The sequence below is a fragment of the Streptosporangium sp. NPDC003464 genome, assembly GCF_053588315.1.
In genome coordinates, this window is sequence record NZ_JBSFPS010000009.1 from 26,329 (window position 1) to 49,244 (window position 22,916).

At 66.5% G+C, this 22,916-nt stretch carries 22 protein-coding genes and 1 pseudogene; 14 read left to right on the forward strand and 9 right to left on the reverse strand.

All coding sequences use genetic code 11. The annotated features are described in order from the left end of the window. Positions 1–113: 113 nt before the first annotated feature. Positions 114–1,307 (forward strand): FAD-dependent oxidoreductase, encoded by a 1,194-nt coding sequence (locus ACWDS7_RS03660; RefSeq protein ID WP_451927967.1) that lies wholly within the window; start codon positions 114–116, stop codon positions 1,305–1,307. A 303-nt stretch (positions 1,308–1,610) separates the two neighbouring features. Here ACWDS7_RS03660 and ACWDS7_RS03665 read toward each other — a convergent pair whose 3' ends face one another. Next, complete coding sequence (locus tag ACWDS7_RS03665) at positions 1,611–2,942, reverse strand: MFS transporter (RefSeq protein ID WP_451927968.1); 1,332 nt, start codon at positions 2,940–2,942, stop codon at positions 1,611–1,613. Positions 2,943–3,041: 99 nt separating this feature from the next. On the opposite strand from ACWDS7_RS03665, the gene ACWDS7_RS03670 reads away from it, so the two are divergent. The 3 genes from ACWDS7_RS03670 (at position 3,042) to ACWDS7_RS03680 (ending at position 5,490) form a co-directional block, all read left to right on the forward strand. Next, positions 3,042–4,013 (forward strand): ArsR family transcriptional regulator, encoded by a 972-nt coding sequence (locus ACWDS7_RS03670; RefSeq protein WP_451927969.1) that lies wholly within the window; start codon positions 3,042–3,044, stop codon positions 4,011–4,013. 95 nt (positions 4,014–4,108) lie between these two features. Then, positions 4,109–4,447: a glyoxalase superfamily protein gene (locus ACWDS7_RS03675; protein ID WP_451927970.1), complete on the forward strand. Its 339-nt coding sequence runs from the start codon at positions 4,109–4,111 to the stop codon at positions 4,445–4,447. A gap of 272 nt (positions 4,448–4,719) precedes the next feature. Next, positions 4,720–5,490: an alpha/beta fold hydrolase gene (locus ACWDS7_RS03680; RefSeq protein WP_451927971.1), complete on the forward strand. Its 771-nt coding sequence runs from the start codon at positions 4,720–4,722 to the stop codon at positions 5,488–5,490. Between the two features lie 314 nt (positions 5,491–5,804). Here ACWDS7_RS03680 and ACWDS7_RS03685 read toward each other — a convergent pair whose 3' ends face one another. Further along, the gene (locus ACWDS7_RS03685) at positions 5,805–6,353 is read right to left on the reverse strand and encodes a GNAT family N-acetyltransferase (protein WP_451927972.1); all 549 of its coding nucleotides are present in this window, start codon (positions 6,351–6,353) and stop codon (positions 5,805–5,807) included. 263 nt (positions 6,354–6,616) lie between these two features. On the opposite strand from ACWDS7_RS03685, the gene ACWDS7_RS03690 reads away from it, so the two are divergent. Both ACWDS7_RS03690 and ACWDS7_RS03695 read left to right on the forward strand, forming a co-directional pair. Continuing rightward, complete coding sequence (locus tag ACWDS7_RS03690) at positions 6,617–7,303, forward strand: hypothetical protein (protein ID WP_451927973.1); 687 nt, start codon at positions 6,617–6,619, stop codon at positions 7,301–7,303. A 555-nt stretch (positions 7,304–7,858) separates the two neighbouring features. After that, positions 7,859–8,182 carry a hypothetical protein gene (locus ACWDS7_RS03695; RefSeq protein ID WP_451927974.1) on the forward strand — a complete coding sequence of 108 codons (324 nt, stop codon included), beginning with the start codon at positions 7,859–7,861 and terminating at the stop codon, positions 8,180–8,182. Between the two features lie 184 nt (positions 8,183–8,366). Here ACWDS7_RS03695 and ACWDS7_RS03700 read toward each other — a convergent pair whose 3' ends face one another. Beyond that, positions 8,367–8,846 carry a GNAT family N-acetyltransferase gene (locus ACWDS7_RS03700; RefSeq protein ID WP_451927975.1) on the reverse strand — a complete coding sequence of 160 codons (480 nt, stop codon included), beginning with the start codon at positions 8,844–8,846 and terminating at the stop codon, positions 8,367–8,369. A gap of 806 nt (positions 8,847–9,652) precedes the next feature. Between ACWDS7_RS03700 and ACWDS7_RS03705 the strand changes: the two genes are divergently transcribed. Continuing rightward, on the forward strand, positions 9,653–9,781 hold the full coding sequence (locus ACWDS7_RS03705; protein ID WP_451928002.1) for a helix-turn-helix domain-containing protein: 129 nt from the start codon (positions 9,653–9,655) through the stop codon (positions 9,779–9,781). A 598-nt stretch (positions 9,782–10,379) separates the two neighbouring features. Here ACWDS7_RS03705 and ACWDS7_RS03710 read toward each other — a convergent pair. Next, positions 10,380–10,826, reverse strand: a complete 447-nt coding sequence (locus tag ACWDS7_RS03710) for a cytidine deaminase (protein ID WP_306860007.1) — start codon at positions 10,824–10,826, stop codon at positions 10,380–10,382. Between the two features lie 521 nt (positions 10,827–11,347). Here ACWDS7_RS03710 and ACWDS7_RS03715 point away from each other — a divergent pair. Both ACWDS7_RS03715 and ACWDS7_RS03720 read left to right on the forward strand, forming a co-directional pair. Further along, a complete protein-coding gene (locus ACWDS7_RS03715; protein WP_451927976.1) occupies positions 11,348–11,935 on the forward strand; it encodes an exonuclease domain-containing protein in 588 nt (195 codons plus the stop codon). Positions 11,936–12,123: 188 nt separating this feature from the next. Beyond that, a pseudogene (locus tag ACWDS7_RS03720) lies at positions 12,124–12,435 on the forward strand (tyrosine-type recombinase/integrase); the annotation flags it as partial. Positions 12,436–13,459: 1,024 nt separating this feature from the next. On the opposite strand, the gene ACWDS7_RS03725 reads toward ACWDS7_RS03720, so the two are convergent. Beyond that, positions 13,460–14,239: a L,D-transpeptidase gene (locus ACWDS7_RS03725; protein WP_451927977.1), complete on the reverse strand. Its 780-nt coding sequence runs from the start codon at positions 14,237–14,239 to the stop codon at positions 13,460–13,462. Between the two features lie 216 nt (positions 14,240–14,455). Here ACWDS7_RS03725 and ACWDS7_RS03730 point away from each other — a divergent pair, with 216 nt between their 5' ends. Continuing rightward, positions 14,456–15,235: a hypothetical protein gene (locus ACWDS7_RS03730; protein WP_451927978.1), complete on the forward strand. Its 780-nt coding sequence runs from the start codon at positions 14,456–14,458 to the stop codon at positions 15,233–15,235. A 60-nt stretch (positions 15,236–15,295) separates the two neighbouring features. Here ACWDS7_RS03730 and ACWDS7_RS03735 read toward each other — a convergent pair whose 3' ends face one another. Continuing rightward, positions 15,296–15,718, reverse strand: coding sequence for a 2-oxo acid dehydrogenase subunit E2 (locus tag ACWDS7_RS03735; RefSeq protein WP_451927979.1), 423 nt, complete (start codon positions 15,716–15,718; stop codon positions 15,296–15,298). Between the two features lie 1,483 nt (positions 15,719–17,201). Here ACWDS7_RS03735 and ACWDS7_RS03740 point away from each other — a divergent pair. Continuing rightward, positions 17,202–17,771, forward strand: a complete 570-nt coding sequence (locus ACWDS7_RS03740; protein WP_451927980.1) for a TRADD-N-associated membrane domain-containing protein — start codon at positions 17,202–17,204, stop codon at positions 17,769–17,771. A 7-nt stretch (positions 17,772–17,778) separates the two neighbouring features. Here the strand turns inward: ACWDS7_RS03740 and ACWDS7_RS03745 are convergent, their stop codons facing one another. Continuing rightward, a complete protein-coding gene (locus ACWDS7_RS03745) occupies positions 17,779–19,071 on the reverse strand; it encodes a hypothetical protein (protein ID WP_451927981.1) in 1,293 nt (430 codons plus the stop codon). 344 nt (positions 19,072–19,415) lie between these two features. Between ACWDS7_RS03745 and ACWDS7_RS03750 the strand changes: the two genes are divergently transcribed. Further along, positions 19,416–19,706: a hypothetical protein gene (locus ACWDS7_RS03750; RefSeq protein WP_451927982.1), complete on the forward strand. Its 291-nt coding sequence runs from the start codon at positions 19,416–19,418 to the stop codon at positions 19,704–19,706. Between the two features lie 261 nt (positions 19,707–19,967). Next, positions 19,968–20,699: a GntR family transcriptional regulator gene (locus ACWDS7_RS03755; protein ID WP_451927983.1), complete on the forward strand. Its 732-nt coding sequence runs from the start codon at positions 19,968–19,970 to the stop codon at positions 20,697–20,699. On the opposite strand, the gene ACWDS7_RS03760 is transcribed toward ACWDS7_RS03755, so the two are convergent. Beyond that, positions 20,696–21,202 (reverse strand): GNAT family N-acetyltransferase, encoded by a 507-nt coding sequence (locus ACWDS7_RS03760; protein WP_451927984.1) that lies wholly within the window; start codon positions 21,200–21,202, stop codon positions 20,696–20,698. The two genes, ACWDS7_RS03755 and ACWDS7_RS03760, sit on opposite strands and share 4 nt — an antisense overlap. A 178-nt stretch (positions 21,203–21,380) precedes the next feature. Next, positions 21,381–21,668, reverse strand: coding sequence for a hypothetical protein (locus tag ACWDS7_RS03765; RefSeq protein ID WP_451927985.1), 288 nt, complete (start codon positions 21,666–21,668; stop codon positions 21,381–21,383). A gap of 176 nt (positions 21,669–21,844) precedes the next feature. Between ACWDS7_RS03765 and ACWDS7_RS03770 the strand changes: the two genes are divergently transcribed. Next, entirely contained in the window at positions 21,845–22,825 is a 981-nt protein-coding gene (locus ACWDS7_RS03770; RefSeq protein WP_451927986.1) for a tyrosine-type recombinase/integrase, read from the forward strand. Positions 22,826–22,916 lie beyond the last annotated feature (91 nt).

Here is a 22,916-nt window from a genome sequence, read left to right on the forward strand (position 1 = left end):
CCACCGTGACGGCATCCGTCTCATGCGGTGAGCCCGATGGGCGCTCGGGACCGGCGGTGACCGACCGCGGCGGCCGGGCGACAGGCCGAGCGGCGGGCCGGGAGGAGACGAGGATGTCCAGCGAGATCACAGTCATCGGCGGGGGACTGGCGGGTCTGGTGGCGGCCGTCGCGAGCGCGGAGGCGGGGGCGGCGGTGACCCTGCACGAGGCCCACGCCTCCCTCGGCGGTCGCGGGCGCGGCACGCCCGCCCCGTACGTCGCCCACGAGGGAGCGCATGTCTTCTACGCCGACGGTCCGCACTGGACATGGCTGGCCGAGCGGGGGCTGACCGGGAAGCTGGGCAGGCCGCCGCTGCGCGAGACGCGGGCGGGTTTCCTGTGGGAGGGGCGGCTGCGGCGCCGCCCGCCGGCCGGGTTCCTCCGCATGGTCACGCTGGGCCGAGGCCGCAAGGCACCCGTCGACCGCGACTTCCACGGCTGGGCGGCCGAGAGCTACGGGGAGGAGACCGCCCGCCAGGCCGCCAACGCCATCAGTGTGGTGACCTACGACGCCGACACCGGGAGGCTGTCGGCGGCCTTCGTGTGGGAACTGCTGCGCCGGGTGTTCGCGCCCAAGCCCCCGGCGGTGCGGTGGGTGGTCGGCGGATGGCAGGCGGTGATCGACCGGCTGGCGGCCCGTGCGCGGGAGCTCGGCGTGCGCGTCGAGCTGAACTCCAGGCTCACCGAGCTGCCCGGTCATCCCACGATCGTGGCGACCGAGCTGTCCTCGGCGCGCGCGCTGCTCGGGGACGCCTCGCTGCGCTGGGAGAGCGGCCACTGCGTCATGCTCGACCTCGCGGTGTCCCGGGGCGGCGGCGACCTGTTCATCTGCTGGGACCTCGACGGGGGCGGCTTCCACGAGAGCTACTCGATGCAGGATCCGACGGTGGCGCCGCCCGGTGAGTCCCTGTTCCAGATCGACATGCCGGTGCGCTCCAGGGAGAGCCGGGCGGACGCCCGGCTACGCCTTGAGACCCTCACCGACCTGGCCGTGCCCGGTTGGCGCGAGCGGGTGACCTGGCAACGGTCCGCCACGGCCCGGGGCCGCACCGGAGCCCTGGATCTCCCCGGACACACCTGGCGCGACCGCCCCGCGATCGACCGGGGCGACGGGGTGTTCCTCGCCGGCGACATGGTGGCCGCCCCGGGCATGCGCGGGGAGATCTCCATCAACAGCGCGATCCGCGCAGCGGCAGGCGCGGTACGGGCGGCCGCCGCACGGCCGCACCACGGCCGCGCCGGCTCCGCGCCGAAGCTCCCGGCGTAGACGTCGGCGGCCACGCCGCGTGCCCGGCGAGCGTACGGCGGACGTCCCCTCGGGCGAATGTACGGCGGACGGCGTCTGGCGCGCGGCCGTGACGGACGGGTGAACGGGACGGGCAAACGGGACGGGTGAACGGGGAGCGTCGTGAGGATCGGATCCGACGACAATCTCGGGCTGCCGAGCGGTCTCTCCTCCCGCATCGGCTGTATGGAAGAGGCCCGCCGCCACTACCTCCGGAGCGGCCGGGGAACGTGCCCCTGACACGCGGCGGCCCTCGGTGAAGCCGGGAGAGCCGCCTTCACCGTCCTAGCGGGCGGTGGTGGGCTCGGGGGTGGTGGCGGGCGGAGCGGTGGCGGGCCCGGAACTGGTCACGGCCTCGGGGGTGGTCACAGCCTCGGAACTGGTCACGGCCTCGGAACTGGTCGCGGCCTCGGGGGTGGTCGCGGTTTCGGAGGGGGTGGCGGCCATGCGGCGGACGATCGTCGGGGCCAGGGCTCCGACTCCGAGAGCGGCGGCGATGCCCGCGACGGCGCTGAACCACCAGACCGCGGCGGGGCCGACGGAGGCGTAGACGGTGGTGCCCAGACCCAGGGCGACGAATCGGGCGATGCCCCAGGTCCACTGGTAGCTGCCCTGGTAGCGGCCGCGGGCGTCCGCCGGGGCGAGGCCCGCGATGATCGCTCCGGGGATGCCGCCGACCATCGCTTCGCCGATCGACCAGAGCACGACGGTCCCGGCGTACGACCAGGCGTCGTGCGCCACCCCGGTCAGCGCGATGCCTGTCGCGGCGAGCGCGCTGGCCCCCACATAGACCGGGATCTGCGGGAGCCGGGCCAGGACGTTCGTGGCGACCGGCTGCAGCACCACCACCAGGACCGCGTTGAGCGTGGCCATCAGGCCGAGCGTGGTGGCGGGCAGGCCCCGGTCGCGGATCGCGAGCGGCAGGCAGACCTCGGTGAGGGAGTAGACCACCAGGCCGGTGCCGAGCAGCGGGAGCAGCGCCCGCATCAGGGGATCCCGGTACACCACCCCGTAGCCCGTCCCGCTCCCGGAGCCGGTGACCCGGGCGGCGCCGCCGCGTCCACCGGGCAGCAGCGCGACCACGATGAGCGCGTGCGCCAGCGAGGTCACCGCGTCCAGCGCGAACAGCAGCCAGTAGCCGTGCGACGCCAGGAATCCGCCGAGGATCCCCGCCGCGGCGGTGCCGAGGTTGACCGCCCAGTGGAACAGGGAGAAGGCGGCGCGCCGCTGCTCGGCCGTCACCGCGTCGGTCAGCATCGCGCCGGAGGCCGGGCCGACCATGGAGCCTGCCGCGCTGAGGAACATGGCCGCGAGGGCCAGCGTGACCACGTTCGGAGCGGCGAACAGCAGGCCCTGCGCGACAGCCGTCCCGATCAGCCCGGCCAGCATCGTGGGGCGTCGGCCCAGCCGGTCGGCGAGCAGACCGCCGACCACCGGGCCGATCAGGTTGCCCGCGCCCAGCGCGCCCAGGACGTACGGGGTCTGCTCGGTGGGGATGCCGCGGCTCCCGAGATAGAAGACCAGGAAGGGCGTGACCACGTAACCGAGCCGGTTGACCACCGTGCCGGCGAAGACGATCCATGCGGTCCGGGGCAGCCCGCTGAAGGTGGAGAGCATGACGGGAATCCTGCGTCCCCCGTAGACTCACCACCAATGATTAAGCTCACGCTTAATCTACGGAGCCGATTGAGCGCACACTGAATCCATGGAGTAGCCATGCTGGCCGAACTGGCCTTCTCCGCCGACGATCTGGCCCTGACCCGGTTCACGGTCTCGCCGATGTGGGAGGTCGTCACCAGTTTCCGGCTGCTGGCAGCGGGCCCCGCGCATCCGGTGCACCGCGCCTGGATCGATCAGGTACGGCCACGGGTGGCCGCGGCCGGGCTTGACTCGGGCTGGCTGGCCGAGCTGATCCCGCCCACCGGGTATCTCCCCGACTTCCTCACCCCGCCCTCCCGCGAGCCGGCTCCCGCCCTCGACGCCGAACTCGCCGCCATCCGGGCCACCCCGGCCGACCAGGTGCTGAGCGACCTCGACTACCTCGGCCGCACCGGACCCCGCTGCCAGGCCCTGCGCGCGGACCCGGAGCCGCGGCTGGCCCGGATCTCGGAGGAGATCGAGACGTACTGGGAACTGGCACTCGCCCCCTACTGGGCGAAGATCCGCGTGGTGCTGAACGCGGACGTCTTCCACCGTGTGCGCCAGGTCGCCGAGTACGGCGTGGGCCGCCTTTTCAACGACCTGCATTCCACGTTGAGCTGGGACGACAACACCCTCCGGATGGTCCGCAGGCACTGCGGCATCACCCGGGAGGCCACTGGGCCGGGGCTGCTGCTGGTCCCCTCCGCCTTCGCCGTACACACGCTCACCTGGTCGCGCCCGCCGGGACCGCCCCAGCTCGCCTACCCCGCCCGGGGCACCGGCACGCTGTGGGAGCACCGCCCGGTGAAGCGCACCGAGGCGATCGCCGCGGTCCTCGGCCGCTCCCGGACCATCCTGCTGACCGAGCTGGAGGCCCCGGCCTCCACGACCGAGCTCGCCCACCGCACCGGCATCTCCACAGCCGGGGTCTCCCAGCACCTCACCGCCCTGCGCGACGCGGGTATGGTCAGCGCCCACCGTGCCGGACGCTCGGTCCTCTACGCCCGTACGGCGGTCGCGGAATCCCTTCTCGCCGCGACCGCCTGAACCGCACGGCCCCCGGCCGGAGCACGGTGGTCACCGGCGGCCCGACCACGTCCACCGCGCAGGTGAACGGCCTCGGGCGATGGAAAGATGACCCCATGGATGAAGAGATCATCCCCATCTTTCACGTCAAGGACGCCGGGGCAGCAGTCGACTGGTATGAGCGCCTGGGCTTCGTCAAACAGTGGGAACACCGCTTCCAGCTTGATTTCCCGGCGTTCGTCGAAGTCGCGCGGGGTCGTGTCCGGATCTTCCTGTCGGAGCACGAGGGCGACGCTCGCCCCAATACGTTGATCTACCTCTGGGTCCGTGATGTCGACGCCGTCGCCGTCGAGTTCGGCGTCCAGGTGCGGGAGGTTCCGTGGGCGCGCGAGATCGAGCTGCAGGACCCCGACGGAAACCGGCTCCGTGTGGGGACGCCCAGCGGCGCTGACTGACAGCGCCGGTGGCCGTCTACGAGAAGCTCGGGTGAGCTTCAGCCCGGCGGGGTGGCAGCAGCGCGGGAACGCCGTGCGAGGACCGTTTCCGGCGCGCACCCCGCACGGGAGCCATGGTGTGACGTCCTCGGCATGCCGCGAAGACGGCGCCGCCCGATGGGAAAAGCTGTGGCGACTGCTGCGCCGAGCTGTTACGAAGGGCGGCGGACAGGGGCGCGGGACAAGGGCGCGGGCGGAAGGCGGCGGGCGACGTGGGGGCGATCAGGAAACTCGTGATCAGCGATGTGCCGGTCGTGGCGGAAGACCATGGTGGGCACGGCAGGGATGTGCTTCTCCTGCATGGTGGCGGGCGGACCCGCAGGGATTGGGACGTCTTCGCGGAGCTTCTCGTGGACAGGGGGTTCCGGCCGGTGTCCATGGATCTACGTGGCCATGGCGAGTCGGGCGCGGCGCCCTGGTCGTGGCGGGAAGTGCTGGTGGATGTCGCTGCCGTCGTGGAGGAGTTCGGACTCCGCCGGCCGGTGATCGTTGGGCACTCCCTGGGAGGCATGGTCGCCACGCTCTGGGCCGGTGAGCATCCGGAGTGCCCGCTCGCGGTCAACCTCGACGGTCACGGCAATCCGACACAACCGGGGCAGTTCCACGGTCTGGACGAGGTCTCGGCGGCGCGCGCGTGTCAGGAGATGACCTCCTTCCTGGGCGAGATGGGGCAAGGGCTCCCGGAGTCATTCCTTCAGATCATGCGAGAGATAGACGCTCTCGACCTCTTCGCCGCCTATCGCGCTGCGCGCTGTCCGTTACTTGTCGTCAGCGGTGATGCGATGGCCTTCGCGGGCGTGTTCCCCGAGCCTCTCGTCCCTGCCTGGAAGGCGTACTGCGCGTGGGTGGAGCACGAGCTGGAGGCCGTCGTGCGAGAGACGTCGTCGGTGCGAGCAGTCTCCTTGCCCACCGGGCACGACCCGCATCGTGAGGACCCGGAGGGGTTGGCGCGTCTTCTGGTAGAAGACCTCGCCCGGTGTGATGGGGGACCCTGGAGCGGGTGACGAGAATCGGACCCGCACTGTCAGCGCGGGGACCATCTGCCGACCTTGCTGTCCTGGGCTGGGAAAGCCGTCCTGAGCTGGGAAAGCAGGTGTGCAGGTCAGGGCGGGCCGTGTGACCGTGGGTCCCCGTGGGTCCCCGTGGTTCCCTGCGGTTCCCCGTGAGTCCCCGTGGTTCTCCGTGTGTCCCGCCTGTCCCGCCTGTTCTGGCAGGCAGCCGGCACGCGGTCACGGCGGATGCCCTGCTGGGTTCAGGATCATCCGGGGGCTCTGTGACCGGCAGACTCTTCGAGAGGGCGGTCAGGACCTGGGGCCGATCATTCGTCTGGGCTTACGAGTTCGTCCTCCCAGTTCGGGGGAGTAACCGTCCCGGAAAGCCAGTCACGCCGGAGGATCGCGTAGCCGATCGAGTCATGGCGGAAGCCGTCGGGACCTGGCCACGCCTCTCGGTAGTGCGACTCCTTCGCGTAGCCGCTCTTGCGGAAGACTGCCCGCATCGCGTGGTTGTCCTGGCGAGTCGTGCCCTCGATCCTCATGATGTCGGGCAATTCGGTGAAGAGGTGGTCGGTCAGCCAGGCCACCGCCTCCGTGCCGATGCCCCGCCCCCGCCAAGCCTGCCGTACCCGCAGGTCGAACATGGGAGTGTCGTCGGCGAGGTCCTGTAGCTTGACCAACCCCGCGCGCTCGCCGTTTACCAGCACCCAGAACGTTCTTGTTTCCTCGTTGTCATAAAGGCCTTCGACGGCCCGGCGCTTGACCGTCTCCCGGTCCTGCGTCCCCGCATGGAATGGCCATTCTTCTTCGGTCAGGAAATTGACGAGCGGTTCTACGTCCTCGGGCGAGAATCTCAGGAACTCGATATGCACTCCTTGATCCTCTCCACCGGCTATGCATTGGTCAAATGCGTTCCTGTCCCGTCCGGGAGTGGCCAGAGACCGCAGGCCAGGACCCATGCTCAGACGGACACTCTTGGAGGCAACGGCAGCAGGACCAAGAGCTCTGGAGGATTGTGGGCGATGACAGACCGCTTGTAACGGCCCTCCGTCGATCTCTCGACGGGAGCATGCGTACCGGGTGTCCTCGCTACCGTTCATGAGACAGGCGCGGAGCCGGGTCGAGGAGCGGATCAATGAACAGGGCGCTGGCCACTGACCTGACGGCCCTGCGAAACGCTGTGAATGACGAGCCGGCGAGTACGGCGGGAGCGTGGGCCGCTGGGCCTGCTGCCGTGGAGGGGTTCCTCCGGAGGATTGTCGACGATCTCGACCGGCTGCCGTCGTTGATCGTCCATCACGCGGAGTTCGGGCATTACGGCTCGGGATATGCGTCCTACGTCGATGTCTTCCTGACCAAGCACGAAGGGTCGATGCGCCGCTCCGCGGACGGCTGGACAGAGGTCGAGGGATTACCTCTGACGCTGTGCCGGCTCGCTCCATTGGCGGCACGCTTCGCACTCGACGTCCGGTCGTCCGGACCCGGTGGTAGTGGCGCCCGCGGCCTGCCCAGGCTGTCGGAAGTCACGGATACGGCCCCTCCGGGGTGGGAGCAGGAGCACCGCCAGGTCGACCAGGTGCTCGACCGGCACAGGATCGCCTTGCTCGGCTTGTCCGGGGCGAAGGCAGAAGGGATGATCAGGTCCCTACCCCAGCCGCCGACAGACCGATTGACGGTGAACACACCGTTAGCGATCATCTCGGAGCCGGAGCGCCCCCGCCGGAGGCTGCCGTCTGTCCTTCAGACTGCGGGGCTGAGTGATGTGAGGTGGACGTGTCTGCTCGTGATCGCAGATTGGCCCGGGGCGCTTCTTGGTCTCTGACCAGGTCGGATTTGAATGAAGGGCTCGGTGAAAGCTTTGAGCACGTTCGTGAGCTGAACTTCTGGGGTGAAGTGCCGCACTACTGGGTGTTGCAGGCCTACTGGCGTCCTGGACAGGCGGGCGGCCTCCATCCAGAGGTCTATGGGATTGCGGTGAGCGTCTATCCCATTCGTTCGGTGGATCGTGCTGAGGTCCGGCGGGAGCTGTGTGAGACCGCTCTGCCGGCGCTGCGGGACTGGATAGCTCATGCGGTGGCGACTTCTGAGACGTGGAAGGCCGTACAGCATGCGCGTTCGTGGCGTTGGACCGAGGATGGGGTGTTGGAGTCGCAGGAGTCCTGAGAACTTGGTGGCGGGCCGGTGGTCTGCGAGGGCGTTTGGTTCGGCGGGCGCGTGGTGCGGCGGAGGCCCGGGGCACCGCCGGCCAGGACCGGCGCCCACACCGCATGTCTGGACGGCAGGCGCCGGAGGGCCGGGTACGGCGGCGCGGCACACCGCCGCCTCGACCCCTGCAAGAACAATTCGGCAACCTCTTTTCAGAGGACGGTTTTTCTGAATGGCGAAGGAGCTGATCTGGATGGATCTCAGGGTGATGCAGGTAGCTCTTTTGGGGGTCTCATGCCTGATTGCTGCGCTTGGCGTCTACACCTTGGCGACCAATCGGGTGCCTCGCCTGCGCTTCCTTCCCCGTGACCCCCGTAAGCCTCGACGCTATGGGTGGGGAGTGATTCTGATAGCGCTCTTCGGCTTCACGGGAGCGCTGGGTCAAGACGTGATGGAGCCGGGATCTGGGCCGGACCTGGCGTTGCTCGTACTGTCGTATGTGTTTTTCGTGCCGGGAATAGTGCTGGTGATGCTTTCGGGGAAGCGGTCTCAGTAGTCTCTGTGCTTCCCGGCAAAGCATCGGACGACTTCACCGGATAAGCGTTGGCCGAGTAGCTCGGGGGGTGCGCCAAGCGCTCTGCGGGCTGTGAGGCACCGTCCGTGGAACTCCTCGGCCAGAGCCTCGCGACGACAGCGCTGGCGTAGGCCCTCAGCCGTCACGGCGGGAGGTCCCCACGGGCTCAGTCGTCGGCGGACAGGCGGAGTTCCAGGATCTCCTCCTCGCCGAAGGTCTGCCCGGTGGGGGCGAATCCGGCAGAGGTGTAGAGAGCCTTGGCCACGACGTTGTCGGCGCGTACGCCCAGCCGCAGTACCGGCGCGCCGAGCCCGTCCCGCACATGCGCGACGATCTGCCGGAGGGCGGCCCGGCCCAGGCCCTTGCCCTGGTGAGACTTGTCGATCATCAAGCGGTACAGCCACACTTGGCCGTCGTCGGGATCGGGGCCATACATCGCGAAGCCCACGGCGCACTCGCCGTGCATCACCGCCTGGGTCACGAAGCCCGGCAGAAAGCGGCTTTCGGCGATCGAGTACAGGTTTGATGCGATGAGGTCGGACTGGTCGTCGGCCACCGTCAGGTCGGCCACGTCTTCCCAGGTCTCCCGGCACAGGTCCTCTAGGCGCACATGAATCAGCATGAGGTATCCATAGTCGATCTTCACGTGGGTCGTCATGTGAATTATTCGCACAACCGCCTGAGATCCGTCCGCGCGGCCTCGTGAGGGTGCGGATCACGGGCCGCCATCCAGGACGGACCGGCGGATCCGGCACGTGATCAACGCCGTTTGGGAGGACTGGGAGGACTGGGAGGACTGGGAGGACTGGGAGGAGCATGCATGGGGACATGGCACACCCGCGCATGTGTCCGCATGCTTGATGGCCTCGTCCGTCATCGATTCTTCCTGCCGGAGAGAGCCGAGCATTTTCGGGACGTGATACCTGCCATCGCCATAACGTTCACGTTATGAACTGGGGAGAGGTGGAACTGGGGCCAGAGGTCGATGAGTGGTCCGACATGCTTGATCAGTAGGGCCAGGAGACGGCGGCGTTCTACGTCGATCTGCCGGCCGAACGTGGCGTCCTGCTGGATGAGCCCTACCTCGTCCCTCGTCAGCTCCGTGGCAAGCAGCGTGAGCTACGTTTCCACCTCGACCGGGAGGTGGTACGGATCACTTACTGGATCGCACCAGGTCGACGGATCATCATGTCGACGGTGTCCCACAAACAGCGGATGCGTGAGTTCGCCGAGATGAGCGGGCGTGGCGGGCCATGCAGTGGTGTATCGCCGATGCGCACACGGCAGACGAGGAGTGAGCGGCATGGGCGAGCGCAAGAGCTGGGGCGCCAAGCGGGCTGAGGTCATGAGCCGCCCGGGGGCCGAGCGGCATACGAGGCGGCCAGGATCCGCTTCGAGCTGGGTGAGGCGGTAAGGCTACGTTCTGAGCAGCTCGGCCTGACCCAGAGCGAGCTGGCCGAACGTACGGGGTTGAAGCAGCCGGCGGTGGCACGATTCGAGGCGGGCGGGACGACGCCGACCATCCCAATGCTGGATCGGAAAACACTGAAAACAAGGCCCAGATCGGGAAATCATCCCTGATTCGGGTCTTTCTGGCTTGGAGCGGGTGACGGGAATCGGACCCGCGCTGTCAGCTCGGGAAGTCTCTATCGCGCTTGGTCGCTGAACTGGGAGGACGCTGCCTGCGGGGGAGTGGGGTGAGTGACTGTGATTCCCCCTTGATCACCCTCCTGACGGGCACGCAACGGGCACGCGCGGGGCAGGGGTCGTCCTGGTGCTCGGTGGGCCAGGGGTGAGGCACGAAGCCTCGCCCCGTCGATCGCCCCCAACCCTGTACGGAGATCAGCCACCGCCAGGCGATCGTCAGGGCGGCTCCATGGATCTGGTCTGCGACAGTCAGGCAAGGTGAGCTGAGAGCGAGGAGCGAACAATGTTCGCGATGGCCGAGCTCATTGTTCTGGGCGTCTGGCTCCTTATAGAGCTGACCCTGTTCCTCATCATCTATGGAGCCGTGAGGTTGGCACTTAAACATGACCATCGGAGCCGAGGACTCTGAAACGGCGAATATCGGCCCACGGCTGTGTGTTGTCGACGGGCCGTGCGTACCTGGTCCACGTGACCATCCCGTCTGTTGTTTGCCCACTCAAGGGGGAAATGGGACAGGGCGTTTTCGTGCCTGTCAGGAGGAGTGGACTTCAGGGGCAGGCCAGGCGCCATCTTCGGTGAACTGCGATCCCCAGTAGAACGGGTTCACGTCGCGAAGAGTGCGAACGCCCCATCCCGTCACGTTGGAGTCATCGGGCACACCGACTTGTACGTCAGGGCCCCACAGAGCCAAGCGCTCCTGGCAGATGCCGCACGGAGGAAGGACGAGGACGCCGTCACGTTCGGAGGCCCGATAAACGCACACGGAGGCAGTGACCTTCTTGTTGAGCGTGTAGGCCTGGCAGATGGCGCCAGTCTCATGGCACAGGGACACTCCGCCATTGAGATTGTCCAGACCGACGCTGGTGAGGATCTGCCCATCCTCCAGGTAGACGGCCGCGGCACCACCCGACTCATCAGCCGGCCACCGCCGATTCATCTGTGCGATGGCTGCGTCGACAAGGGCTTGATCAAGCTGCATGCAGGCATCGTGCCACATCAAGGCGGTCAGATCCTTGCCGCCCAGGGCTCGAAACCATCCCTGACCTGGGCCTTTGGGGTGGAGCGGGTGACGGGAATCGGACCCGCGCTGTCAGCTTGGGGATCGGCTGCTGGCGTTGGTGGTCTGAGCTGGAAAAACAGGGGTGCAGGTAGATGGGGCGCGGTTCCCCGTGAGTTCCCGTGGATGACCGGGGTTCCCCGCCTGTTCTGGCACGGATCTGGCACGTGATCAAGGTGCTGGTCTCGTGTCTTGCTACGGCGTCGTGCTCAGCTGCTCGGTGGGCCGGGGCTGAGGGACGGAGTCCCGGACCGTCGATCGCCCCCAACCCTGTACGGCGATCATCCACCGCAAGGCGATCGTAGAGGGTACCGCTCTAGGGCACGTTCCTAGTTCAGATCAAGGCATGAGGTCCAGCTCGAAGAGGTTGCGTTGGCGGTGACGGTGTGGGCATGTGGAAATTGAGATGTCAGAACCGGGCGCGCATCCTTACCCTCGGCCCCATGCGCCACGAATCAGCCCTGCTGAACGTCATCGATGTGGAAGCCACCTGCTGGGACGGACAGCCGCCGCCCGGCTCTGTGAACGAGATCATCGAGATTGGTCTCACCGTCGTGGACGTGCTGGCACGGCGCCGCGTGTCCCGGCACCGTGTCTTGGTCCGCCCTGTCCGGTCGGCGGTGAGTAACTTCTGCACTGAACTGACCGGCCTGACCCAAGCCGAGGTGGAACGGGGCGTCACCTTCGCCGAGGCATGCCGGATCCTCGTCGAGGAGCACGAGGCCGGGAGGCGTCCCTGGGCGAGCTGGGGCGAGTACGACCGTCGGCAATTTGCTCGGCAGAGTCAGGCCACCGGGGTGGCCTACCCGTTCGGCTATCCAACGGAACGCACCCACACCAACGCCAAGGCCGTATTCGCCGCGGCGTATGGGCTGCGTAAGAAACCCGGCATGGACCACGCTCTACAGATCGCCGGGCTGCCGCTCGAGGGACGCCATCACCGCGGCGAGGACGACGCGTGGAACATCGCGGCACTCGTTCTCGATCTGTTGGGCCGCAGGGCATGGCCAGTCACGGCCACAGTCGTCTAGAGAAGTGCCTCGACCTGGACGCGGGGACGGTGCGGGTCGTGGCCTCCACCACCGAGCTCAAGGACGGATCGGTGACCATCGGGCCGCCAAGTCCGCCGCCGGGACGCGCCCGGTGGCCCTGCCCGAGGTGGTGATCTCGGAGTTCCGCCTTCACCTGGGACCCCTACGTTGGAGACGGCGACGAGGCGTTCGTCTTCCTCAGGGCGAAGGGGGCCATGTTGCGACGGTCGACCTTTACCCGGCCGTGGACCAAGGCGCTCAAGGAGGCGGGCCTGACCGGAGTCCACTTCCATGATTTGCGCCACATGGGCAACACGTTCGCCTCCCAGTCCGGTGCCACGCTCCGAGAGCTGATGAACCATATGGGCCACTCGACCACGCGGGCCGCGCTCATCTACCTGCACACCGAGGGGGACCGGGATCGGAGGGTCCCCGGCGGGACGGGGAGGCTCGCCGAGAAGGCCCTCAACAAAGGAAGCCAGGAGGGATCGGGCACGTAACGGGCACGGAAGGCCGGAATGGAGTCTGGAGAGATCGAAAGCCAGGTCGGGAAGATGTCCCTGACCTGGCTTTTCATAGTGAGAGCGGGTGACAGGAATCGAACCCGCGCTGTCAGCTTGGGAATTGCAGCGATCACCGGCTCTGGACCTCGGGTTGCCTGGTCAGCGGCACTCTCGGGCCGATCGCGAGTGACCGTGGCCACCCCCTCGTTACCGGGCTTAATGGCACGCTAATGGCACGGTGGTCAAGCCCTGACGTGCGTCTCTACCACTCCTTACCCTCCGCCAAGCGCTGTTCCTTCATCACGCCGATGGAGCTGCTGATAACTCGCAGCACAGTACGCACATAGTCACGCTCGACACCAATGCGGGTATGGAAGTCCCACTCATCGAGGTGGATGCCGTTGCAGACCTCATTGAGAGCATTGTTGATGGCGAGAGCGTCATCCGGGCGGAGGTTTTACGGTGATCATGTCAGCGTTTACTCGGGTGACTTCCACATAGGACATTGTCCAGATAGTGGTGCACCGCGCGTACCCACCCTGTCTGATCGTCCCGTCTGCCGTCGACCGACCCGAAGGGGGAGCGGGCCAGGGCCAGGGGTTCAGGTGGAGCGCCCCGCTGGACGAATGATCTGGCACCCGTGCCCCTGGTCTGCTCGGCTTGTTCCGGATCGATGGCGGGCGGGATGATCAGGCTCCATCTCAGCCCCGAACAACTCGCGTCGATTGCGCCGCTCTTTCGAGGCATCCCGGAGCCGGAGCGCTCCCCACGAGGGGTCCTGCCTCCGGTCACATGTGCCTTGGCTGTGCCGGAGGGGGACTTCAACCAAATCCCCATGGTCTTTGACCACCGAGTTCCTCGCCGGAACCGTTGGAGCGTGACATGCGCTCCGACCGCTGGATCCGGCACACCACGACCGCGAGCGTCCTGCTCGTCGCTGACGCCGCCGTCGTCTCTTTCCGGCACATGCACGAGCTCGCGTTGGTGCGTGGCAAGGACCCGTCGGCCGCCGCTCTCGTCCTCAGGGAGCGATCAGAACCGGAGTCCCCAGAGGCAGTCCTGCCAGCACCTTGAGCGCGCGAGCAGGCACCCTGACGCAGCCGTGCGTGACCGCCTGGCCGAACACCTTCGGGTCCGGCCAGCCGTGGAAGGCGACCGTGCCGGGACCGCCGCCGAAGGTGTCGAGCGTCGGCGAGTGCGTGCCGAGCGGCAGGATCAGCGGGCTGTAGGCCTTCGCCTTCGGCGACATCAGAGCCAGCATGAAGGTCCTGCCGACCGGGGTGGGTGTCTCGGAACCGCCGACGGCCACCGTCCAGGTGCCGACCTTCTTGCTCGCGTTCATCACGGTCAGCTGCCTGGTGCCCAGCTTCACGATGGCGCGGTAGCGGCTGCGCGCCTTCTTCAGGCCCTTGGCCTTGATCCAGCCGGTCACGTGGTTGGGCTTGCTGGGCAGGAGCACGCGGTACCAGCCCTTGCGCGCCTCCACCACCGGCACCCAGGTCTGGCTGCCGAGCTGCTTCGCCGGGAGGGTGGCCGCGGGCTTGCCGCCGGGCAGGGCGTAGACGGCCACCGTGCGTGCGGGGTGGACCACGACGCCGCTCAGCTTGCCGTACGTGTCGGTGTCCTGCGGGAGGCCGCTCAACTCCGTGAACGTGGTGGCCTTGGGGAGTGCGGTCGCCGTGACTGAGGCGCCGACGGCGAGGGTGACGGGCGACGCGGCGACGCTGGCGGGGGTCGAGGCGACGAGGCTCATGGCGACGAGCGCGGCGCCGATGAGGCGGCGGGAGGCATCGAGCGGCACGATCGGCTCCTGGGGTTCTATGACACATACGACACGAACGCGTAACCATCTGACTCGGCTAGATAACGGTTTGGAACGTTTGAAGGGCCTTGGTCAGTGGGTGTGACATTTTTACACAGATGAGCCCCATGAGGCTCCAGCTCTCATACACCCCGAGGTGCGGTCGTGACACCCCCCAGACTCTCTCCAGTCCGTCGCTGGATCGCAGCGGCACTCATGCTCGCAGTGGCAGCGCTCGCGGTGCTCGCCATCTCCAATACAGCCTCAGCGGGAACGGTCCAGGGGAAACCGAAACCGCCCGGCGACAACGGCGACGTCAAGATCCACAAGTGGACGACGCCGGAGGACGATCAGCGCAATGAGCCGCACGTCTGTGTGTTCTACCTGGTCGGGTTCAACTTCGACGCGGCCGAGCAGGTGAGCTGGAATATCAAGTCCTGGCCGCCCACGGGCGACAAGACCACGGTGAAGAGCGGCACCCTCGTGCTCGACGAGGACGGGCATGGCCGTACCGTCGACATGACACTGCCGAACGGGCACTACAAGCTGTTCTGGACCTTCGCGGGGAAGCACGGCGCGCCCAAGCACAAGGTGTTCTGGGTCAAGTGTGAGCCCACGCCGACGCCCACGCCGACGGTGACGCCCACGCCGACGGTGACGCCCACGCCGACGGTGACGCCCACGCCGACGGTGACGCCCACGCCGACGGTGACGCCCACGCCGACGGTGACGCCCACCCCGACGGTGACGCCCACGGTCACTTCGACTCCGACCCCGACTTCCACACCCACTGCGACGCCCACTCCCACGCGGACGCCCACCTCGACGCCGACGCCGAGCAGCACGCCGACCCCCACCCACTCCGATAAGGGTGATCGCGGGACGGTGATCCACGACTGGACCGAGTGGGACGAGAACGTCACGCAGACGCAGGACGAGCCCAAGCCCGCGCCCACCCCGACGCCGGTGAAGACCGACATCCCGGTCACTGGCTGACAGGCGACACCGAACGACGGAGGGCCCGGATCAACGCGATCCGGGCCCTCCGTCGTCTTCTCAGCTCCAAACGAGCATGCGCAGCGGATCCACGAGCATCGCCCCCACGTCGCGGAGGAACAGCGAACCGAGCTCGCTGCCGATGATCCGGTGATCGAACGACAATGCCAGCGTGGTCACCTTCCGTACGGCGAGCTGACCGTCGACGACCCACGGCAAGTCCTTGATCTGGCCGAACGCCAGGATCGTCGACTCGCCCGGGTTGATGAACGTGATCGTGCCGCCCGACATCTCGGCCGGCTGCGTCTTGCCCGACCGCGCGGCTCCGGTCAGCTCACCGAGCGTCCTGGCGAGTACGCCTTGCGCGGCTGCATGTTCCGCGGAGTCTGCACTCGCCGGATGGAAGGCAACTGGGCGAACCAGTTGCCTTATCACCGCTGTCGCTATCCGCAGGAGTACGGTATAGCCAACAAGATCGACCATCCCCGCAGCGTCAGCGCGAGGGAGGACGGGGTCCTGCCCCACCTGGACCGCTGGCTCGCGGGGTCACGTCCTCCGGCAGGACGGTACTCCCGTCGACCTGGAGACCTACGACTACGTCCGGGCGGCCCCCTCCGGCGCAGTGGCTTCAACACCCGCACGCGCTGGGTCATCGAACAGGCGCCAGAAATGATCAAGGCCCGGGTCGGGATCATTCCCCTGACCTGGGCCTTCAGTCTTGGAGCGGGTGACGGGAATCGAACCCGCGCTGTCAGCTTGGGAAGCCTCTAACGATCTTGGATGTCGAGCTGGGGAAACGTTGACCTGCGGGGGAGCGCTCCGGCTGCCCGTGATTCCCCGTGAGTCCCCCTTGATCACTCTCCTGACGGGCACGCAACGGGCACGACACGGCGACTGCTCAGCCTCGATGCTCAGTGGGCCGGGGCTGAGGAACGAAGTCCCGGACCGTCGATCGCCCCTGCCACGCACTTAGGCCAACCATCGCAAGGCGATCGTGAGGGCGGTACCAGCCTCGATCCGCAACTCGACAATTGTGACCGTCCCAGAGCCGACATACCGCCGGCGGAATCCTCTGTTGCGGTGAAGCTGTTCATGGAACAGTTCGCACCATGGAGAAGTATCGACGATCGATCTGGCACAAAGCCGCTGTATTTCTCTCGTGCCTCAACATCGGCTGGTTCGCTGCAGGTGCCTACTTCGTCCTCGTCATCGATGAGAACCGGCGGGCATGGCCCCCGTCTCACATATACGTTTGGTTGGGAATTCTCCTGCTGGGGATGTTGAGTCGCTCGATTGGTGCAGTGCGGTACAGGGCGCGGTCTGCGTCTGAGCTGAAATCGTCGGAGAGCGCGGCGGCTGGTGCCGGTCTCAAGGACACTGCGGGCACCGCCTAGCGACTGGGCGGTACCGAGTTGGCCTGGCGGCGGCGTGCCGGTGGTCGGCGCGTTTGTTGGGTACGGCGGGTGCGAGGTACGGCTACGGCCCGGGGCGCCGCCGGCCGGGACCGGCCCCCAGGCCGCATGCCCGGACAGCGGGCGGCAGAGGGCCGGGTACGGCGGCGCGGCGCGCCGCCGCTTGATCTCTACAAGAACAATTCGGCAGACGTTCATTGATGCAGGGTAATTCGAACACGTTTTCACTCTCGACAAGCTGTTCTGATGCGTTCATACTCGGCGGCAAGGTGTCGTTTTTCCGAAAGGAGCACTGTGTCTTTGATAAGGCGGGAAAGGGGAGACTTGAGTCGTCAGCCAATATTTGATGCTATTAGGCGTCGCTATCCCGACCTGACAAAAGAGCAGTGCGACATGCTGGCCGAAGAGGTCGTCAAGAATATAGCTAAAGCCATTCGCGAAGGAAAGAATATAGGGACATTTGCGCAGCTCCCCAATGGGGATATAGAGATAAGCATGATATCGGTAATTGACAATTTCGTCGACCGCACAATTGTCGCGAAGTAGGTGAATTAATGGCGGAGGGTGGTGATGTTCCGTCGATGGAGATGCACTTATTGAAAGATTTAGGTGACCGTCTTGCTTTGGTGGAGCAGACTATCACTTTGCAGAGGGGGGTGGATTCGCGTCTTGAAACTTTAGTTGAGGTTCCAGATGCGCCAAGTGCTGATGATCGAAGAGCACGAGTGCTGGGTGATGCGACCCTTGAGCGCTTGGCAAGTAAGAGCTTCATGTGTGCTCAAATCGCCATGTTTACTGGACTTGCACTGATTGTCTTCGGCGCTGTTTTGGTTCCTTTGCAGCCTGATCTTTTAGGTAAGGTTCAGGTGGGGGTGGCGAGTGGGATTGGGGCGGCTGTCACCCTCTATATTCGTGCGACATTTCTGCGGATCTTTAATAAAATGGCAGATGAGTTTAGGTTACTGAATGAACTGGAGCGGAAGCGCGCCAGTGAGGATAATCATTGGCACGCTGTTAAGGTTATTCTGGGAAAGGCTGATACGAAGGGTGCGGCGGCGTTGATCCGTGCGCTTCCCGTACCCTCGGTAGAGGATGGCGGGCCTGCGACAGCTAAGAGCCCATGAACTTCTCTTAGTCGATTAAATATGACCTTCCGCTGGTGAGTGCACGGCGTGCGGTGACAAATCGCTCATGAAACTGCATGGCAAGAGATTCGCGACGATAGTGTTGACGTAGAACGCGGTCGAGATCTCCGGCTCGGTTAACGAAGTCCGTGAGGGACTTGCGTTCGATGTCGAAAGCGGCCATACCCTGTTCCACGGCGGCATCAAGGTTGCCGCGTCGAGCGTGGACGATACCGAGGTCGATGTGGGCGTCGGCGACGCGCATGGGGGCGTTGGAGGTGCCGTCCGAACGGGTGTGCATTTGGATCGTCTCAAGAGCGTGTTCTTCGGCGCGGTCGTTGTCCTCAAGCCAGGTGTAAGCGGTAGCGGCATAGAAGACCCACTTGGCGTGGTCGAACACGAAGTGATGGTCGGGGTTGCTCGGAAGCGGGAGCGTAGCGAGGATGTCGGCTCCACGGGTGAGGGCTCTGTCGGCTTCCCGGCGGTCACCGATGCGGGCCAAACCGCGGGCCTCTTGCAGGGTGAGTTGAACCATGGCGCTGGATTGGCCGGCGGCGGCCTGGCCCATGCGGGCGGAGGTCACTACATCCTCGTAACGGCCTTCGGCCAGGGCGAACCACGCAGACATCTCGTAAGCCCAGCCCATGAGTTCGCCGTGCCCGACCTGGCGGCCCATCTCGTAGGCGGCACGGCGGGCGGTCTCGGCCTCCTCCCGCTCGCCCAGGTCGTAATGGACGCATCCCAGTAGCGCGGTCAGCCATCCGGTGATGACCAGGAGTTCGCGGTGCTGGTCGAGCGTTACCCGACCGGACAGAAGCCGGGTGATCTGGGCGAGACGCTTCTGTGTCCGGTCGCGCAATGTGGCGGCGGAAACGACCGGATAGGCCCGGCACAGCAGGGCGACGGCCTCGGAGAGCGCTTCAAGTGTGCCGTTCCCGACATCGGACGCCTGGAGTTGCTGGGCGAGTTCCATCGTTCCGTACAGGTCGGCCTCGGCCCGGAGCGCGTCCATGGGAGGCATCACGGTGGCCTCGATCAGGCGACTCTGGCCGCGCCGGTTCTGGCGGAATCCCAGGGCTTCGGGTTGCAAGCCGGTCAACTGAGTGAGGGCGAGTCGATAGGAGGTGTGCGGCCAGGAGACCTCGCCGGCCTCCCACCGTCTGATCCGCTCCTCATCGCAATTCAGACGTTCAGCGATACCGGCCGGAGTGGCGTTAATTCGGTCGGCCATATCAGCGCGAGTGAGCTGGTGCTCATTACGCCACGCTCGGAGTTGGACATTCGGGATGTTGTCTGGCATCTCGGGTCTTCCTCGCGGCTGGGGGCTCAAGAGGAAAGAAGGGGGGCTTTTCGGGGGTCCTGCCATTCATGAATTGCCGGTGGACTTGCCATCAAGCAACCACGGTACGTCAGCCCGCCTTCCGCCGCAGGGAGCGCGGATCAAAACGAGGAGATGGCGACGGTGACCCGGCCAGACGAGACCAGCGAGACACGCCCCTGCCCTGCATGCCGGGGACGTGGAACCAAGCTGCGCAGCTCGCGCCGTGCCCTTCTCCTTGGCGAGAGCAGCGATGACCACGAGACGTACGGAGAACAGGAATGTCTCGACTGCCTCGAAAGCGGCCGGGCCGAAGGGAACGTGAGATGAATCCGATCATGCAGGCGGCTGCGGCCCATCTGTCCGAACAGCAGCAGCAGAGTGAGGCCCTTCTCCTCACCCTCCTACGTGATGCGCTGCTGCCGCTCGGGGTCCGGGCGGAGCTGCGCGACAACGACACCGCGCTGATGATTCCCCGTCCACAGGTGGGGTTGCCGGTGTGGGTGTTCGTCGGCTACGGCGGTGCCTACTTCTCCTGGCAGTCCGCCGAAAAGCGCCACCCGGTGAGCGACGTGCCGGGCGTTGCTCAGATCTTGGCCGACTACATCGGCCTCTAGGCAGGCGCGGCGGGGCGGTGAGCTTCCCGGTCAGGAGGGGTCTGGGGAGCGTTACCCCCGCCCCGTCGCGCCTTTCATCTCCCGGCAGGCAGACAGGCCGGTGCGTGCAGCCCGCCCCCGTAGCGCACGCCTTCCCCCGCTGTCTGCCTGCCGGGACCCTTGCTTTCTCCGGTCTGCCTGTCAGCGGTGGCGTGACAGGTAAGGAAAGCCAAGTTACGCTCTAACTTGGTAAAACAACCTGTCGGGTGATGGACTGTCGTAATGTCGCTAGAGTCCGTACCGCCGAAGTACGCACAGCTCGTGCAGGCGCTGCAACGGCGCATCGAGTCGGGGACCTACCCGCCGGGCTCGCTACTGCCCAGCGAGAACCAGCTCATCAACGAGTTCGGCGTCTCCCGGCCCACCGTCGTCGCCGCCCTCCGGGTGTTGCGCGAGCAGGGATGGATCGACTCCCAGCAGGGCAAGGGCCGGTTCGTGCGCGGCCGTCCGGCGATGGCCTCGGCGGAACAGCCCCGGCCCGGACAGGCGTACCTCACCGCTCCCGAGACCGCCTCGGCCGGTGAGGTGCTCGAAGCGGCGGCCGTAGCCGCACCCAACCGCATCGCCGCCCTGCTCAACCTTGCCCCGAAGACCAAGGCGTTCCTGCGCCGGCGCCTCATCAGCCGGGACGGCGAACCGACCGAGGTCGTCTCGGTGTGGGTGCCGCTGGAACTGTCCGAGGGCACCGACCTGACCAGCGCCGACCCGCTCCCACAGGGCCTTCGGGAACACCTCCAGTCCCGCAAGGGCGTGCGGTTCGACCACATCGTGGAACAGATCACCGCCCGCATGCCCGCCACGGACGAGGCCAAGCAGCTCGGCATGCCGAAGAACACGCCGCTGCTGGCCGTCTACGGCGCGGTCCGGGACGCCTCCGGCCAAGCCCTGGCCGTGGTGGAGGTCCTGCTCCCGGCCGATCGCCACGAGCTGGAGGATGCATACCCGCTGAGTTAGGCCGATTCGGGCCGGGCCAACGCGAAGCCGAGCATTGGCCATACCGTGCCCTTGGCCTCTTGGCGACCGTCGCGCTGTGGATCACGCCGATAGCCTGCGCGTAGGGCTACTTTCTGCGATGCCACGTTGTCTTGGTGTGCGCGCAGGCGGAGTTCGGTCAACGTGGTGTTCTTGAAGATCCACGCAGTGAACAAGACCAGAGCCCGGGTCGCTGCTCCCTGCCCCCGGGCCTCGGGTGCCAGCCAGTAAGACACCTCTCCTGCCTGCCCGTTATGGGCCAAGGCGATGTTGCCCAGAGGCGCGCCAGAGGCCGCGTCACGGATGAGAAAGCCCTCTTCGTTGTCGGCGCTGCGCAGGCGATCGATGGCGGCTTGAACCTGTGCGGCGTCCAGAGTCGGCGAGTCGGTAGTGAAGCGCTGAATCTCTGGGTCGCGCACAGTCTCCGCATACCAGGCCGCGTCCTCATCGCCCCACGGCTCCAAGCGCACAACCCCGTCGTCCACGGCTCCAGTTTTCCAGTGCGAGGTCTGGGGCGGAAGGCTCTTGATGTACCTGTCACAACAGTTAGAGGGGTGTTCCCTGCTCCTAGGCACTTGACCTAGCAAGTTTCACAGCCTACTTCAGAGCACCACTTGATAGGTTAAGTGCCTATCACTCGGTAAGAGGAGTGCCATCATGGCTCTACAAGGACCCATCCTCGTCGGCTTCGACATGGTCTTCCCGCACGGCTGCTAGGTCGTCGGCGAGGTCGAGCCGGTCAAGGACTTCGACGCCTCCACCAACGGCCGGTTCGTCCAGTCCCGCGACAAGCAGTCCGGAGAGCTGGTGTGGCAGGTCGCGGTCATGGACGCCGACCCCACCGTCAAGCCCGGACAGAAGACCGTGGCCGTCAAGATCCTCGCCCCCGTCCAGCCCGTACCCCCGGCACCCATGCCGGGCCTGCCCTTCACCCCGGTCGAGTTCGACCACCTCACCGTCACCCCCTACGTCAACGGCACCGGACGCCTCGCCTACTCGATCAAGGTCCGCACGATGCGCGCCCCCGTTCCGCCGCCACTCCCGCTCCCACCAAGAACACCGCCACCACCGCGAAGCACGTCACCCTGTATCTCGGCAACACGGCCGTAGGGAAGCTCTCCACCGCGATGGTTCGGCAGTGGCGGGCCGATCTGCTCGGCAACGGCGTCTCGGTCTCCATGGCGGCCAAGGCATACCGGCTGTTGCGGGCCGTACTGATGACGGCCGCCGAAGAGGACCACATCATCCCGCGTAACCCGTGCCGGATCCGCGGGGCCGGCGATGAGCACGCCCAGGAGCGGCCGGTGTTGACCGTGGCCCAGGTCTTCGAACTGGCCGATCTCGTGGGCCGTCGTCCGGTCGGCAACGTCCGCAAGCTCAAGGACAACGCCTACCGGCTGCGCTTCCAACGGCACGGGGAGATGCGGGCCCATCCCGAGGTCTTCACGAGCCGTGCCGACGCCGAGCGGGCGCTGTGGAAGATGGGGATGGAGGGCCGGGCCGACTGCACCCATGACCGGCGCTTCCGTGCTGTGGTCCTGCTGGCCACCTTCGCAAGCCTGCGGTGGGGCGAGGTGAGCGCGCTCCGCCGCAGTGACATCGACCTCGATGCGGGGACGGTGCGCGTCCGGGCGGCCTTCGTCGAGCGCTCCACAGGTGAACTGGTCCTCGGTTCGCCAAAGTCCAAGGCCGGGCGTCGCGTCGTCGGCATCCCCCAGGGTGTCATTCCGGCGTTGCGGGAGCATCTGGCCACCTACGTCCAGGACGAGCCCGGCGCGCTCGTCTTCCCCGGTGCCAAAGGCGGACCACTGCGACGCAGCGGCTTCAACACCCGTACGCGCTGGGTGGACGTGGTCAAGGAGATGGGTCTCCCCGGTCTCCACTTTCATGATCTCCGGCACGCGGGCAACATGCTCGCCGCCGAGTCCGGTGCGGGGCTCAAGGACCTGATGGCCCGGATGGGTCACGACAACGTGCGCGCCGCGATGATCTATCAGCACGCCGTACGGGGTGCCGACAGGACGATTACGGACGCGATCGACAGGCAGATCATCGAACGTGAGGACGGCGAGGACGGCCCGGCTGGAATGCTGGCCCCGGTGAGCTGATCGAGAGCTAATGGCACGCTAATGGCACGTGAAGATCAACTAGCCCCGAAACAATCAAGGCCCGGGTCGGGAATCTATCCCTGACCTGGGC